Below are 15325 nucleotides of genomic sequence, written 5' to 3'. Positions count from 1 at the left end.
CGGCCGCGGCTGTGGCCGCGATCGTGATGACCGCGCCGCTGCTCAGCCCCAGCTGGCCAGCGGGGGCAATGACAGCGGGGGCAACGGCAGCGGGCGCGGCGTCGCCGCTGGCGGCTATTGCGAGGCCGGCGCTGCGGGCGCACCCCGCTTCGCCATCAAGCGCCGCCGCGACCAGGCGGATTCCGCCGGCTGCAGCGAGGTTAAGCTCCGATGTTGCCCCTGCGACCGAATAAAGACTATAGTAACCATATGGAGCATGCCCCTCGACCCCATCGGTGATTTGGCGGCCGTTAAGAATTGGCACGAGGGTTCTCCGGCAATACGGCTTTTTCGTTGCCTTTTCTATCAGTCTATTGCGGGGCCGTCAAGGTCGGGGCTAGAGCGTGATCGGTTGAGGTCGAATCGACCGAAACCGTGAATCACGCGACGAACAATGAGCTAGAGCGGGGGCGGGTGAGCGCAGCTCAACCGATCCCGCTCTAGAGGCGGGAACGGAAATTTTCATAAAATACGGCCGCGGCACGAGGCCGGACTCCGGCGCCGTGATGGCTCATGCCGTTCGAATCGGGGGGTGCGCCAACTTCCGCGGACTGCCGCCGTGTCCTACGCAGGAACCACAACGGCTACGCCAGATGAATTACTGAGCGCTCAACGTAGTAGACACGGCGGCGCGCTTCGGCAAATCCGTCCGTATCGCTCCGGGTGAAACCTGTTGGAAGACCCATTTCGGCAGATTGAGTCCCCACTGACCGTACAGACCTTCAGGGATTCCGAGCACTCGCCGAAATCAACCGCACGGCATCCGCGGAAGGATCTGTTCGAATTTTAAGCAAAGCTGGCCATTCCTCATCCGCCCATTCCGCTGAAGTGCCTGACACCTCCTACCTGCAGGAAATCGGCAAGCGCGATGAATCCATTCCTGCGCCAAGCCTCCTCCGGCGTGACGCCGGCGAAGTCCGGAATATTCGGATCGGCTCCGTAATAGAAAAGGAATGCTGCCATCTTCAGTGCTTCATCCTCATCGGCGGGCAGGACGAACAGCGGAGTGCAGCCCATTTCGGCATGGCGCACGTTCACCAGCGCCGGATCGGCGGCAAATAGTTCGGCAAGCCGATCCTTGAAGCCGAGAAAGGTCAGCTCGTGCACGTCATGGCTGAGCGGCGCCAGAAAGGCGGCGATCTCGCGCCGGTCGAAGTGGGACGCGTATCCCATCGCCCCGCCGCCGACGCTGGTGGTCGGCCGGTCAATATCGGCGCCATGGGCGACCAACAGCTTGACGACCTCCAGAGATCCGCCGGCGACGGCAACCTGCAATCCGCGCTGATCGATCTTGTCGGCGACATCTGCGTTTACGCCGAGGTCCAGCAGCAGCGAGACGACGTCGGCTCGGCCAGCGCGGGCGGCGGTCAGCATGGGCTCCGGATCGCGAAGATATTCCGGTCGGCTCGCGATTATCGCCCGTGCCGCCTCGCGGTCGAGGTTCATGCACGCGGCTCGGAAGGCCGACGGCCCCTCCAGCGCCGTGGTCTCCGCACCGAACTGTTCGAGCAGCCCCGCCATCTCGAAGTGACCGTGGATCAATGCTTCCTCGCGCTGCGGCCGCTTGGAATAGGCATGCGGGCTGTTGGGATCGGCGCCGTGCGCCAGCAACCATTTCGCGCGCTTCAGGTGATTATAGGCGGTTGCATTGCCGAGCAGATAATTGAGGACGCTGATCTTGCCGCCGATGTCAGCGCCTTCCGGATCGTGCCACGCGTTCAGCGTGCCGCGGCGTTCCGACTGTGACCACAGGAATTCTAACCAGTCCGTGTCGTCCCGAGTGATGGAGATGTTGTAGAGCGTTTGAAAATCGAACGGGTCGGCGCCCCGCTCGATCAACAACTCGGAAAGCTCCCGCGCTCGAGGATGCGGCGGCTGGTCGCCTTCGCCCTCACCGATCAGGCCGGTAAGCACGGTGAAGGCCGGCGGTCCCCACGGTCCGATCCAGCGGGCATTGGGATCAGCACCCTGGTCCAGCAGTCGACGTGCGATCTCCAACGCATGCGTCTCGCTGCCGGGCAGGCGCGAATAGGCTAGATAGAGCAGAGGCTCGCGATCCAGCGGGCCGCCCTTGCGATTGGTGGCACCGGGATCGGCGGCCAGCCGCCGCTCGACTTCGGCTAGGTCGCCGCTCGCCGCGGCGGTGTACAGGCTGTCCTTGCCGATTTCCGGCCAGTGCTTCAGCAGGCGGGCGCCGGTGGCATGGTCGCCGGCCCAGTCGGCGGAGCGCAAGACCAGTTCCACCCGCTCAGCATGGGATCGCTTCATATCCTCTACCGCGTCGCGCAGCGCCGCCCAGCCGGGCAGGCCGTGCTCGCGCGCCAGGGCGAACTGCACATCGCGCAATGCAGGCTCGGCGGGGGCCGCGGGTACGGCGGCCTCCAGGCGGCGGCGCGCATCGGCGTCGCCGGCTTGCAGCGCCTTCAACCAGCGCCTGGCTTCGTTTCGCAGATTGTAGAGGCTCGAACGCGTAGTGAGCTTACGGCTCATGACGACCTTCCTTCCCATTGCCTGGCGTCCGCTGAAACAGGCTGGAAGAAGGGGCGAGAAACGTGTCGATCATTTCAAGATGGGCGGGAGCTCGCTCCCTTGCCGCGGACCGGAGGCGCCCCACAGCGCTCTGAGAGCAGTTATCGGCGTCCGGTTCTCTGGTGTCAACCGAAACGCTGCAAGGTTGCAAGCTAGATAAACGGCTCAATCATCAGTCTCGGCCACGACGTCTTGCCTCGCGGGCGCATAGACCGGGGCCGTTGCTTTGCGGTTATTGCCCAGTCGGCCTAACCCGCGAGGGCAGCCATGGCGTTCTCCCAAGCCTTGTCGCCAAACCACACGGAAGACCATTCAGCCCGAACCCGGCCGGAAGGCCGGCTATCCGATGATGGCGCTGGTGGCGACGAACGGCGACAGACGGCGGAAAGCGGCGTTTGGGGGGGGCGCTACAGTAGCGGAAACGGCGATTCACATTCGTCACGTTTATCCAGCGCGGCGCCGCAGCCGGGTCCGGGCGTGACAGCCATCGGGGGCAGGGCGGTGGCCGGTCCGGTGGCCCCTCCGGCCGGCGGCGGGGCTGGCCGGGAGCCAGCCGGATGAGGCGGTGGGGCTGGCTGGCGGGCGCCGCCCGTCAGCCGATCAGCCAGTCCGGCGGCCTCCGGCCCGGCCGCTCGGAACCGGGTGCGGGGCAGCAGCGGCGCCAGCCGAACGCCGCTGCCCGCCGGGAGAGGCCTTATTCCCCCGCCAGCCGTGCCGCCATGATCGGCGCCGCCAGCCGCATCATGCCGTTCACGTCGCCCATGCGCTCCAGCCCCAGCACCGCATCGGCGAGCTGCGCCGCGCGCTCCGCGCCCAGCACCGCATCCACCAGCCCGTGGAACTTCGCCCGCAGCTCGGCCTCGGTGAGGAAATTCTCCGGCTCGCCCTTCGCCACCTTCACCAGCTTCACGAATTCCTGGCCGCGCGCCTTCACCGTCAGCTTGCCCGCCATATAGGTGGGGAACAGCGCCTGGATCTCCGGATCCTCCACGCAATTCACCTTGGGCAGCAGGCTGCGGATCACCGGGTCCTGCAGATGCGCGTAGCTGTCCCAGCCCATATGGCCGAAGGCCAGGCCGCAGCTCACCACGAAGGGCCCGCTGAACTGGCCGTCCACCACGTTCTGCGGGTTCTGCTTATAGGCCAGCGGGGCGCCGACCAGCAGCATGCCCTTGTTGGGCAGGCCCATGGTGACGCTCTCGATCTCCTCCGGCTTCAGGTTGTGCTCGGCGCGCAGCGCGATGGCGGCGTCCACCCCGGCATGGCCGTAGCGGCAGGAGGGGTAGGGCTTCACCGCCGTGTTCATCAGCTCGAATTCGGTCCCCAGCCCCTGCAGGGCGCGTTCCGGCTTCGGGTTCGGCGCATAGGCGCGGAGGAAGCCCGCCTTGCCCTCGAAGGCCTCGGCGGCGCCGCGGAAGCCCTCGCGCGCCAGGGTGGCGGCGGCGAGGCCGTTCATCGCGCTCCAGCCCACCTGGAAGCGCTTGGTCCAGGCGCCGTTGGCGAGGAATTGCAGGGAGCCGGCGGCCTGGGACAGGGCGATGCCGAAAGCGTCCTCGAAGCCCTTGGCATCCAGGCCGAAGACCCGCGCCGCGGCGGCCGCCGCGCCGAAGGCGCCGCAGGTGGCGGTCGGGTGGTAGCCGCGGTCGTAGTGGTCGCCGCCCGGCAGGGCCAGCGCCAGCCGGCAGGTCGTCTCATAGCCGGCGACGATGGCGGAGAGCACGGTGCGGCCATCGGCGCCCACCATCTCCGCCGCCGCCAGCGCCGCCGGGATCACCGGCGCGCCGGGATGCAGCGTGCCGGCGGCATGGGTGTCGTCGAAATCCAGCGAATGGGCCAGGGCGCCGTTCAGCATGGCGGCGCCGGCCGGGGTGTAGCGGGCGGAATCGCCGAGCACGGCGGAGCCGCCAGCGGCCAGCCCCAAAGCGCGGGCCATGGCGAGCAGGGCAGGGGTGCTCTCCGCATCATGCCGGCCGCGGACGATATTGCCCACCAGGTCCAGCACCAGGAACCGCGTCCGTTCCTTCACCTCGGCGGGCAGGGTCGCGAAATCGAGGCTGGCGCAATAGCGGGCGAGCTCGGCGGTAACGGCGGCCATGGGTTTCCTCCAGCGGATCTGGCGGGATTCTAAACCCCTGGCGGCCCAGGGCAAGCGTGGGGCTGGCCCCGGGCCAGGGAAGCAGGCATGCGGGCGAGGGCGCCGGCATCGCGGAGGCCCGGCGTCGAGGGATCGCCTGCCCCGCACGCCGCCCCTCGCCCACGCCCCTCGCCTACGCGTTGCAGCAGGCCCCCGGCCATGGCACCTCTGCGCCATGCTCGAACGGCGTTCCCTGCTGGCCGGAGTCGCCGCCCTGGCGGCTCCCGCGGCGTCTTCCGGCCCGGCCCTGGCGCAGGCCGACCAGGGCTTTGAAAGCTTTCTCGACGGGGTGCGGGCGGATGCGCGCCGCGCCGGCATCTCCACCGCCACGCTGGGCCGTGCCTTTGCGGGGCTGCGGCCCAATGCCCGCGTCATCGAGCTGGACCGGCGCCAGCCGGAAGGCGGGCTGACCTGGGAGGAATACCGCGACCGCATCATGCTCTCCGCCACGCGCATCACCAATGCGCAGCGGAATTACGCGGAGAACGCCACGCTGCTGCGGGCCATCGAGACGCGCTTCCGCGTCTCCCCCCGCGTGGTCGTCGCCATCTGGGGGGTGGAGACCAATTTCGGCGGCAATACCGGCGGCTTCGGCGTCATCGAGGCGCTGGCCACGCTGGCCTGGGAGGGCCGCCGCGCCAGCTATTTCCGCACCGAGCTGCTGGCGGCGCTGCGCGTGCTGCAGGCCGGCGACGTGACGCCGGACCGCATGCGCGGCTCCTGGGCCGGGGCCATGGGCCAGCCGCAATTCATGCCGAGCAATTTCGAGCGGCTGGCGGTGGATTTCGACGGCGACGGAAGGCGGGACATCTGGGACAGCCGGGCGGATGCGCTGGCCTCCATCGCGCATTACTTCCAGCGCAGCGGCTGGCGGGAGGGCGAGCCCTGGGGCCGGGTGACCCTGCCGCCCGCCGGCTTCTCCCTCGCCGGCGCCGATACCGAGACGAAGCGGCCGCTGCGCGACTTCGCCCGCATGGGCTTCCGCGCCGCGGATGGCAGGCCGCTGCCGGCGGCGGAGATCGAGACCCAGCTCATCCTGCCCAATCGCGGCTCCGGCCAGGTGTTCCTCGGCCACCACAATCTGCGGGTGATCCGCCGCTATAACCCGCCGGTGAATTACGGGCTGGCGGTCGGGCTGCTCTCCGACCGGGTGGCATGAGAGCCTGTCGCGCAGGGGGCCTGGCAGCGGATCGGCGGGGGATTGCGCGTCCTGGCCAGGAGGCGGAGGTCCCGCGAGCGGCATGCCCGGCGCATGACGCCCGGGCGGAAACGACCCGACGGGGCAGGCCGCAGACCCTTTCGCGCCGGGCTCCGTGGGGGGGCGCGGCAGCGCTGCTGCTGGCGGCGCTGCTGGCGGGCTGCGAGCGCGGCCCGCCCCCGCCGCCGCCGCGCTATGTGGTGGGGGAGCCTTACAGCCTGGGCGGGGCGTGGTCCTATCCGCGCGAGGATTTCACCCTGGTGGAGACCGGCTATGCGGTGCGGCTGCCGGACCGCCGGGCCGGGCGGCGGACCGCGAGCAACGAGATCTTCGACCCGGACCAGCTCATGGGCGCGCACCGGACGCTGCAATTGCCGGTGATCCTGCGGGTGCGGAACCTGGCGAATGGGCGGGAGATCCGGGTGCGGGTGAATGACCGCGGGCCGATGCAGCCGGGGCGCATCCTGGGGCTTTCGGCGCGCGCCGCTGCCTTGCTGGGGCTGGCGGGGGAGGGGGCCATTCCGGTGCGCATTGCGGTGGACGAAGCGCCGAGCCGGGCCCTGGCCGGCGCCCTGCCGAACCGGGAGGCGGCGCCGCTGGAGATGGCGGCGGCGCCCAGCGGCGCGGTGCAGCGCGAGGCCCTGCCGCCGCCCCCCGGTGCCCGCCAGGGCGCCGGGCGCAGCGCCCCGGGCGGCGCCGTGCCGCTGGCGCGGGAGGAATTCGCTGCCCCGGAATTGCCGCCCAACAAGCTGCCGGAGCAGGTGGCGGAATACCCGGTCGGCCCCATCCGCATCCTGATCGAGGCCGGGACCTTCTTCCAGCCGGCCCAGGCGCGCCGTCAGGCGCAGGGCCTGGCCTGGGCCGGGGCGTGGGTGGAGCCCTTCGGCATCGGGCGGGACATGCAATACCGCGTCCGCCTGGGGCCCTTCCCGAGCCTGGCGGCGGCGGACCAGACGCTGGCGCAATTGCGCCGCGGCGGCCTGCCCGACCCGAAGCTGCTGATCGACTAAAGGACGGGGGCCCTAACACGCCCCCCCGTGGCTGTGACGGCTCAGCCCGCAAACTCAGACCGGGGCCCGGGGGGTGGTCCACCCCCCGGCGGGGGTGCAGGGGGCAGCGCCCCCTGCTGGGGGGCATGGGGGCGAAGCCCCCATCTTCTTTTTAGCGCCACCTCGTCTCTCAGCCTTTCCCGAATTGCGCCATCGCCTTCCGCCACTCCGCCGCCGCCAGGTTCTCCTCGATCGCCAGCAGCTCGGTGGCCAGCGCCCCGCGCGGGTCACGGTCCAGCCCCTCGGCGATGCAGCGCTTCGCCATGCGCAGCGCCGCCGGCGGCGCCTTGGCGATGGTGGCGGCGATCTCCTCCACCGTGGCCTCCAGCGCCGCCGGCGCCACCAGCCGCGTCACCAGCCCATGCGCCAGCGCCTCCGCGGCGGAGAGCACCCGCCCGGTGAACATCAAATCCCTCGCCAGCCTTGCCCCCAGCACCCGCGGCAGGCGCTGCGTCGCGCCCACCGTGCCCCAGAGCGCTTCCGGCGTGCGGAAGCTGGCCGCCGGCGTCGCCAGGATGAAGTCGCAGGCCGCAGCGATCTCCACGCCAGAGCCCACCGCCGGCCCGGCCACCACCGCGACGCTCGGCATGGGCAGCGCCTCGATCGCTGCATAGGCCAGGAAGCCGCGAAGGCGGCGGGCGCGTACCTGCTCGTCGCTCATCCCCTGGCGTTCCTTGAGGTCGGCGCCGGCGCAGAAGACCGGGCCTGCGGCGCGCAGCAGCACCAGCTTCGCACCTTCTTCGGTGGCGCGGCGGCAGGCGAGGGCCAGTGCCTCCGCCAGCGCCAGGTTGAAGGCGTTGCGCGCCGCCGGCCGGTCCAGCGTCAGCGTCGCCACGCCGCGCGCATCGGCGGCGTAGCGCAGCACGCCTGTCCCCGCGGGGCTCATCGCGGCGCGCCCTCGGCATTCAGCATGGCCTTGATGCGGCGCATCTCCTCCGGCGGGTAGGTGGCGGCGACCTCGGCGAGCGCACAGGCCTCTGCCAGCAGCGCCGCCTCCGGCACCATGCGGTTCACCAGGCGCAGCGCGCGGGCTTCCTCGGCGGGCAAGGGCCGGCCGGTGGTCAGCAGCTCGAACGCGTCCTTCGGCCCCAGCGCCCGCAGCAGCATCGGCGCGACCAGCGAGGGGTAGATGCCGTTCCTCGCCTCCGGATAGAGGAAGCGCGCGCCTTCCGCCGCCACCACCATGTCGCAGGAGAGGGCCAGGGAGGCGCCGGCCCCCACCACCGCCCCCTGCACCGCGGCCACCACCGGCTTGCCGAGCTGGCCGGGCGCCGCCATCAGCACCCAGTTCAGCGCGGCGCGGGCCTCGCGCCCCGCCGCATCCAGGCCGGCCCGCTCGCCGAGATCGGCGCCGGCGGAAAACCCCGGGCCGGCGCCGGCGATGACCACCGCCGCCACCGCCTCCGCCTCCCCGGCCGCGCGCAGCCCGGCGATGATCGCCTCCACCAGCGCGGCGTTCAGCGCGTTGCGCTTTTCCGGGCGGTTCAGCCGCAGCACCCGGACCCGGCCGTGATCTTCCACCAGCAGCACCAAGGCGTCGCTCTCCTCATTCCTGCGTCCCGGCGGCGGGCGCCGCGCCGGTGTCCCGAGCCGCAGCCCTGCGGCCTTCGGCTTTCAAGACTTGCTCGCGGTGGCCGGCCTGCCCGGCCCGTTCGCCGGCATCCGACGAACTCACGGGCAGGACACCGGCCTTTGGGTCTAGAGCAGATCGCCGGAGGGCGGCATCGCCCGGAGGCGTGAATCTGCTCTACAAGCCATAAGCTAGAGCGGTTTCGCGCTGCACAGTCAGCGTGAAACCGCTCTAGTGTCCTGCCCGCCGAGTTCGCTGGATTTCCAGCGAAGGCAGCGGACAAGCAGGCCACGAAAAACACAAGCCAGTGGCCCGAGAACGAAGTCCGCAGGGCTGCGGAAGCGGGACACTGGCGGCCTGCTTGTGCGCTCCCTTCAGCGGCGGAAGAGCGGCCGGCCGTAGGACGGCGGAGGCGAGGGAGCCCGCCCGCCGGGCGCCAAGACAACGCCGCCAGGGCAGGCCGGCCCCACCCGCCCGCCATGCGAAAAGACCCCGCGGACCGCCCCGCCCCCTGTTCCTCCACCGCCCCTGGCCGCATGCTCGCACCAAATGGGAGGAAACCGAAATGCGCGTCCCCCGCCGTGCCCTGCTGGCTGGCCTGGCCCTGCCCGTCCTGCCTTGCCCCGCCTTGGCCCAGCCGGCCTGGCCCGGCCGCACGCTCCGCTTCATCGTCCCCTTCGCCCCGGGCGGGCCGGTGGAGATCCCCGCCCGCTTCATCGCCGAGCACCTCTCCCCCCGGCTCGGCCAGCCGGCCATCGTGGAGGCGAAGCCGGGCGCCGGCGGGGCGCTCGGCATCCAGAGCGTGGCGCAGGCGAATGACCCGCATCTGCTGCTGGTGACGACCAGCGCCATCGCCATCCTGCCCGCGCTGATGCCGGCGCCGGGCTTCGACCCGCTGGCGGATTTCACCCCCATTTCGCTCCTCACCGACGCGCCCATGGTCTTCCTGGCCCGGCCGGAGAGCCCGGTGCGCGACCTGGAGGACCTGCTGGCCCGGGCGAAGGCGAAGCCGGGCAGCATCAGCTACGGCTCCTCCGGCGCCGGCTCCACCACCCATCTCGGCGGCGCGCTGTTCTGCCGCATGGCGGGGGTGGAGCTGCTGCACGTGCCCTATCGCGGCGCCGCCCAGGCGGTGAACGCGCTCTATGCCGGGGATACCGAGCTGATGGTGACCGGCATGGGGGAGGCGATGCCGCATCTGCGCGAGAAGCGGCTGCGCGCCATCGCCGTGACGGGCGGAAACCGCATCCCGTCCCTGCCGGAGGTGCCGGCGGCGGTGGAGCAGGTGCCCGACTATGTCATCTCCATCTGGTACGGCTTCTTCGGCCCGCGCGCCTTGTCGCCCGCGCTGGCAGAGAAGCTGGCGGCGGAGATCGCCCCGCTGCGGGAAGGCAGCGCCCTGGCGGAGCGCTTCCGCGACACCGGGGTGGAGCTGCTGCTGACGCCGCCGGCGCCGCTGGCCGAGCGCCTGGCGCGCGAGGTGCCGCAATGGAAGCGGGTTGCCGCGGCGGCGAATCTGCGGGCGGAATAGCGCGTCGTCGCGCGGGCCTGGCCTACGTGAATTGCGAGCCAAAGCCGGGCCATGACCCGCGCTGCCGTCCGCGCGCGGACGACCCGCCATCATCGGCGGCCAGCGGCACCGAGGGTCACGCGCTTCCGTCCGCGTGCGGACGACCCTCCAGCCGCGGCGGCGGCAGGCATGGCGCCACCCGGCCGGCGGGGCGCCGGTCAGGCCGCGTGGCGCCGACGCCGCCGCGCCCACTGGACAGGGCCAGCCGGGCAGCCATGCTCGGGAAGCCGGGCAGCCCCGTGCCACGACCCCGTGCCGGCCGCGCCGCCATAACGGTCGGTTAAGCCGGGCGGGGCCAAGAGCAAGCGCAGAAGCCAGGGAGGGACGTCGCCACCGCTTCAGGAGTTCGACCATGCGTCGCCGGGATCTGCTCATCTCCTCCCTTGCCTTGCCGGGTCTTGCCCTGCCGGCTCTGGCCCAGCCGGCTCTGGCCCAGCCGGCTCTGGCCCAGCCGCGCTGGCCCAACCGCCCCTTGCGCTTCGTCGTGCCCTTCGCCGCCGGCGGCCCGGTGGAAATCCCCGCCCGCTTCCTGGCGGAGGCGCTGGCGCCGGTGCTCGGCCAGCCCGTGGTGGTGGAGACGCGCGGCGGCGCCGGCGGGGCGGTGGGCGCCCAGGCCGTCATCGCCTCGCAGGACGGCCACACCTTCCTCTTCACCACCGGCGCCATCGCCATCCAGCCGGCGCTGCAGCCGGAGATCGGCTACGACCCGCAGAAGGATCTGGTGCCGGTCTCGCTGATCTCCGAGGCGCCCATGGGCTTCGCTGCCCGGCCGAACGGCAGGGTGAAGGACCTGCCCGGGCTGATCGCCCTGGCGAAGGCGGATCCGGGCGCGGTCACCATCGGCTCCTCCGGCAACGGCACCACCACGCATATGGTCAGCGCGCTCTTCGCGCTGCGCGCCGGCATCGAATGGACGCATGTGCCCTATCGCGGCGGCGGGCAGATGGTGGGGGCGTTCCTCGGCGGGGATATCGACCTGATGTCGGTCGATCTGGCCACCGGCATGCCGCATGCGAAGGAAGGCCGCGCGGTCTTCATCGGCCAGAGCGGCACGGCGCGCAGCCCGGTGATCCCGGACGTGCCCTGCCTGCAGGAGGTGGTGCCGGGCGCCGCGCTCTCCATCTGGTTCGCGCTGCTGGGGCCGAAGGGCACGCCGCCGGAGGTGGTGCAGAAGCTGGCCGGGGCGCTGGCCGGCTTCCGCACCAGCGCGCTGGCCGGGCTGATGGCGCAGAATGGCGGCGCCCTGCTGCTGACGCCGCCGGAGGCGCTGGCGGCGCGGCTGAACACGGAACTGCCGCTGTGGCGGCAGGTGGTGGCGCAGGCTGGGCTCAAAGCCGATTGAGGGGGTGTTGGGGGCTTTGCCCCCAAACCCCCAGCAGAGGGCGCCGCCCTCTGCACTCCCGCCGGGGCCAGGACCTGGCCCCGGACCCCGGTCTGAGTTTTCAGGCCCGGCGGTTGAACCTGCGGACTCAGGGCGGGGTCCGGGGGGAAGCTCTTCCCCCCGGCGGGGTTCAGGGGGCGAAGCCCCCGGCAAACGCCGCCAGCATCCGCGCATGGCTCCGCGCGCCCTTGTGCAGGCAGGTCAGCTCGAATTTCTCGTTCGGGCTGTGCACCTGGTCGTCGTTCAGCCCGAAGCCGACCAGCAGGCTGTCCAGCCCCAGCAGCCGCTTCAGGCTCTCCACCACCGGGATGGAGCCGCCGCTGCCGACCAGCACCGCCGGCTTGCCGTATTCCGCCGCCAGGGCGCCGCGCGCCGCCTTCACCCAGGGGCTGTCCGCCAGCACCTCGATGCCCGGCGTGGTGTTGAGGATGGCGATTTCCGCCCGCGCATCCGGCGGCAGGCGATCGGTGACGAATTGCCTGATGCCCGCCGCCACCTTCTGCGGGTCCTGGCCCGGCACGAGGCGGCAGGAGAGCTTGGCATGCGCCTCCGCCGCGATGACGGTCTTGCCGCCCTCCCCGGTATAGCCGCCCCAGATGCCGTTCAGGTCGGCGGTCGGCCGGGCCCAGAGCCGTTCCAGCGCGCCGCGGCCGCGCTCGCCGGCGGGCGTCTTCAGCCCGATCTCGCCGAGGAAGGCCGCCTCGTCGAAGCCCAGCGCCGCCCATTCCGCCGCCTGGGCGTTGGAGACCTCCCGGATGCCGTCATAGAAGCCGGGGATCTGGATGTGCCCGTTGGCGTCCTGCAACTCGCCCAGGATGCGCGCCAGCGCGTTGATCGGGTTCAGCGCCGCGCCGCCATACAGCCCGGAATGCAGGTCGCGCGCGGCGGCGAAGAGGTCGATCTGCGCATAGACCATGCCGCGCAGCCGCGTGGTGATGGCGGGCGTCGCGATGTCCCACATGCCGGTGTCGCTGATGACGGCGACATCCGCCGCCAGCTCCGCCTTGTTGGCGGCGAGGAAGGCGTCGAGGCTCGGGCTGCCCACCTCCTCCTCGCCCTCCAGCAGCACGGTGATGGGGCAGGGCGGGCCGCCCGCCACCGCGTGCCAGGCGCGCAGCGCTTCCAGCCACATGGCGACCTGGCCCTTGTCGTCCACCGCGCCACGGGCGACCACGCGGGGGCCGTGCGGCCCGTCCACGATCGCCGGCTCGAAGGGCGGCGAGGTCCAGAGGTTGAGCGGGTCCGCCGGCTGCACGTCGTAATGGCCGTAGAACAGCAGATGCGGCGCCTTGCCGCTGCCCGTGCCGGGATGGTGCGCGACGACGCAGGGATGGCCGGCGGTCGGGCGGATCTCGGCGCGGAAGCCGATGGCGGCGAGGCGGTCCCGCGCCCATTCGGCGGCGCGCAGGCAATCCGCCGCATGGGCGGGCTGGGCGCTGATGCTCGGGATGCGCAGCCAATCCACCAGGCGGTCCCGGGCGGCGGCGGCGCCGGCATCGATCTCGGCGAGGATGCTGTCGAGGGAAGTGCTCATGGGCGGAGGCTACACCATCCCTCGGCGCCGTGCGCAGCAGGGTGGTTGCGACGCGCCGGAGCCCTTGCCGACGGATGGTCCCGGACCCGGCGCTGCCGCCGCATCGCCCCGCAATACTGATCCCATGATCCACCCTGCACGCGGCGGTTGGCATTCATGCGGTTGCGGAATGTGGGTTGTCTTCCGATGGAACCGAGTCAGAATATAACCAAACTTACATTCTATCGTAAGAAAAACGTCATGTTGTTCTGCCCGACGCCGGGCTGACGCCCGCGCCGCTCTTCACCGCTGCGGGACGCCCTCCATGGCAGGCGCGCAGGCTGGAAGGAAGCCCGAGCGGATGCAGCTACCCCATACCGACGCAGCGATGGCGGCCCGCCCACCGGATACCGCCCTGTCGCGCAGCGATGACGGCACGGCAGGGGGGCTGCTGCCCCGCTTCAGCGGTGCGTTGCTGGGGGCGCTCCTGGCTGTGGATTTCGCCCTCATCGGCGCCAACTCGCTGGCCTTCGCTCTCTCTGGCCGCATCCCGGTCCTGCTCTACCTCGATGAGGAGGGGAACCTGCCATCCTGGTGGTCCTCGACGAAGCTCCTGCTCGCCGGCCTTCTGCTCGCGCTGGTTGCGCTGCGCAGCCGGCGGGTGGACCGCGCCGCCTGGATGCTCGGCCTGGTGGCGGCCGCCTTCATCGCCATGTCGATCGACGAGGCCAGCGGCCGGCATGAGCGGGCCGGGCTCATGCTGGACCGGCTGATCGGGAACAGGGCCGGCACGGCCTTCCACCGGACGGGGCTGTGGGTCTTCGCCATCGGGCTGCCGGCGGCGCTGGCGATGGCCTGGGGCCTGCGCCGGCTGGCGCGCTTCCTCGGCCAGGTCCCCGGCTCGCCGCGGCGGCTGCTCGCCGGCATCTGCCTGCTCATGGCCGGAGCGCTGGGGGTGGAGGCGGCCGGCAATTTCGTCTTCCCCGAGGGCGCGCTGGAAGCAGGCCGGCTGCGCGGCATCGACCTGGCTGTGATCAGCCTGGAGGAATTCCTCGAAATGGCAGGGGGCAGCGTTCTGCTCTGGGCCAGCCTGCTCTTCGCCGACCGGCATTGGAGCACGCGCGGCGTCCATGACCTGCTGGTCCCGTTGCGGCCGGCGGAGGGGCCGCGCGCGCCGGCAGCCAGGCCGGGTTCCGGCCTCCGGGCGACGCCGCCCTATGGCAGTCTGCTAGGCTCCTGAAGCAGGCCGCCGATCCTGGCCTGACGGGATTCCAGGCCCGCGGGAGACACGCCATGCGCAACCGCCTGAAGGTCTTTCTGACGCATACCGAGGAGGCGCTGGCCAATTACTACGGCGACCGCGCCCTGGAGGCGCTGCGCCAGGTGGCCGAGGTGAAGCTGAACGAGACCGGCCGCCACCTGGCGGGGCAGGAGCTGGCGGAGGCGGCGGCGGGCTGCCAGTGCATCATCAGCTACCGGCAATCCCCGGGCGAGGCCGCGACCTTCGAGCATGCCCCGGACCTCATCGCCTTCCATCGCTGCGCCATCGACATCCGCAATGTGGACGTCGCGGCGGCGAGCCGCGCCGGCGTGCTGGTCACCCAGGCGACGGCCGGCTTCGTGCCGGCGGTGGCGGAGCTGGTGGTCGGCATGATGGTCGACCTCTGCCGCGGCATCACCGCGGCGGCGGAGAGCTACCATGCCGGGCAGGTGCCGGCGGCGGCGATGGGGCGGCAATTGGCCGGCAGCACGCTGGGCATCATCGGCTATGGCGCCATCGGGCGGTATCTGGCGCCGCTCGCCCTGGCCTTGGGGATGCGGGTGAAGGTGGCGGACCCCCATGCGACGCCGGAGGATGCGCGGATCGAGCATCTGGCCCTCGAGGACCTGCTGCCGGAATGCGACATCGTGGTGTGTCTGGCGGTGGCGAACGAGGCGACGGAGAACCTGATGGATGCGAGGGCCTTCGCCCGCATGTCGCCGGGGGCCTTCTTCATCAATCCCTCGCGCGGCAATCTGGTGGAGGAGGTGGCGCTGCTGGCGGCGCTGGAAAGCGGGCGCCTGGCCGGGGCGGCGCTGGATGTCGGCCGGGCGCCGGACCAGATGCCGAGCCCTGCCTTGGCGCGACACCCGAAGGTGATCGCCACGCCGCATATCGGCGGGCTGACCCCGGAGGCGATCGAGCATCAGGCCTTCGACACGGTGAAGCAGGTGACGGCGCTGGCGGAGGGCAGGCTGCCGGAGCATGCGGTGAATGCCGAGGCGGCGTTCCGGTTGAAGCTGCTGGGGATTTGAGGGGGGCTTTGCCCCCCTCAAATCCCCCACCAAAGGCCGAAGGGCCC

11 protein-coding genes are annotated in these 15325 nt (G+C 71.4%); 6 read left to right on the top strand and 5 right to left on the bottom strand.

Annotated elements, in window-relative coordinates; all coding sequences use genetic code 11:
* Nucleotides 1-846: 846 nt before the first annotated feature.
* Complete coding sequence (locus E5N76_RS02425; protein ID WP_187829933.1) at nt 847-2529, bottom strand: ankyrin repeat domain-containing protein; 1683 nt, start codon at nt 2527-2529, stop codon at nt 847-849.
* A 733-nt stretch (nt 2530-3262) separates the two neighbouring features.
* The gene (locus E5N76_RS02420) at nt 3263-4663 is read right to left on the bottom strand and encodes an MmgE/PrpD family protein (protein ID WP_149535696.1); all 1401 of its coding nucleotides are present in this window, start codon (nt 4661-4663) and stop codon (nt 3263-3265) included.
* 214 nt (nt 4664-4877) lie between these two features.
* Here E5N76_RS02420 and E5N76_RS02415 point away from each other — a divergent pair, with 214 nt between their 5' ends.
* Together E5N76_RS02415 and E5N76_RS02410 are read left to right on the top strand one after the other, a co-directional pair.
* On the top strand, nt 4878-5861 hold the full coding sequence (locus E5N76_RS02415) for a lytic murein transglycosylase (protein WP_149535695.1): 984 nt from the start codon (nt 4878-4880) through the stop codon (nt 5859-5861).
* A gap of 239 nt (nt 5862-6100) precedes the next feature.
* The gene (locus tag E5N76_RS02410; RefSeq protein ID WP_235907541.1) at nt 6101-6910 is read left to right on the top strand and encodes a septal ring lytic transglycosylase RlpA family protein; all 810 of its coding nucleotides are present in this window, start codon (nt 6101-6103) and stop codon (nt 6908-6910) included.
* A 169-nt stretch (nt 6911-7079) separates the two neighbouring features.
* On the opposite strand, the gene E5N76_RS02405 is transcribed toward E5N76_RS02410, so the two are convergent.
* Both E5N76_RS02405 and E5N76_RS02400 read right to left on the bottom strand, forming a co-directional pair.
* Nucleotides 7080-7835, bottom strand: a complete 756-nt coding sequence (locus tag E5N76_RS02405) for an enoyl-CoA hydratase/isomerase family protein (RefSeq protein ID WP_149535693.1) — start codon at nt 7833-7835, stop codon at nt 7080-7082.
* Nucleotides 7832-8479 carry an enoyl-CoA hydratase/isomerase family protein gene (locus E5N76_RS02400; protein ID WP_235907549.1) on the bottom strand — a complete coding sequence of 216 codons (648 nt, stop codon included), beginning with the start codon at nt 8477-8479 and terminating at the stop codon, nt 7832-7834. The genes E5N76_RS02405 and E5N76_RS02400 overlap by 4 nt, the downstream gene beginning before the upstream one ends.
* A 605-nt stretch (nt 8480-9084) precedes the next feature.
* Here E5N76_RS02400 and E5N76_RS02395 point away from each other — a divergent pair.
* Both E5N76_RS02395 and E5N76_RS02390 read left to right on the top strand, forming a co-directional pair.
* Complete coding sequence (locus tag E5N76_RS02395) at nt 9085-10050, top strand: Bug family tripartite tricarboxylate transporter substrate binding protein (protein WP_149535691.1); 966 nt, start codon at nt 9085-9087, stop codon at nt 10048-10050.
* 391 nt (nt 10051-10441) lie between these two features.
* Nucleotides 10442-11431, top strand: coding sequence for a Bug family tripartite tricarboxylate transporter substrate binding protein (locus E5N76_RS02390; RefSeq protein WP_149535690.1), 990 nt, complete (start codon nt 10442-10444; stop codon nt 11429-11431).
* Nucleotides 11432-11600: 169 nt separating this feature from the next.
* Here the strand turns inward: E5N76_RS02390 and E5N76_RS02385 are convergent, their stop codons facing one another.
* Nucleotides 11601-13004 carry a dipeptidase gene (locus E5N76_RS02385; RefSeq protein WP_149535689.1) on the bottom strand — a complete coding sequence of 468 codons (1404 nt, stop codon included), beginning with the start codon at nt 13002-13004 and terminating at the stop codon, nt 11601-11603.
* Between the two features lie 340 nt (nt 13005-13344).
* Between E5N76_RS02385 and E5N76_RS02380 the strand changes: the two genes are divergently transcribed.
* Together E5N76_RS02380 and E5N76_RS02375 are read left to right on the top strand one after the other, a co-directional pair.
* A complete protein-coding gene (locus E5N76_RS02380) occupies nt 13345-14223 on the top strand; it encodes a hypothetical protein (RefSeq protein WP_149535688.1) in 879 nt (292 codons plus the stop codon).
* A 53-nt stretch (nt 14224-14276) separates the two neighbouring features.
* The gene (locus tag E5N76_RS02375) at nt 14277-15278 is read left to right on the top strand and encodes an NAD(P)-dependent oxidoreductase (RefSeq protein WP_149535687.1); all 1002 of its coding nucleotides are present in this window, start codon (nt 14277-14279) and stop codon (nt 15276-15278) included.
* The last annotated feature ends 47 nt before the right edge of the window (nt 15279-15325 follow it).

The sequence above is a fragment of the Siccirubricoccus phaeus genome, from assembly GCF_008360935.1.
GTDB lineage: Bacteria > Pseudomonadota > Alphaproteobacteria > Acetobacterales > Acetobacteraceae > Siccirubricoccus > Siccirubricoccus phaeus.
This window is presented reverse-complemented; position numbering and strand designations above follow the sequence as displayed.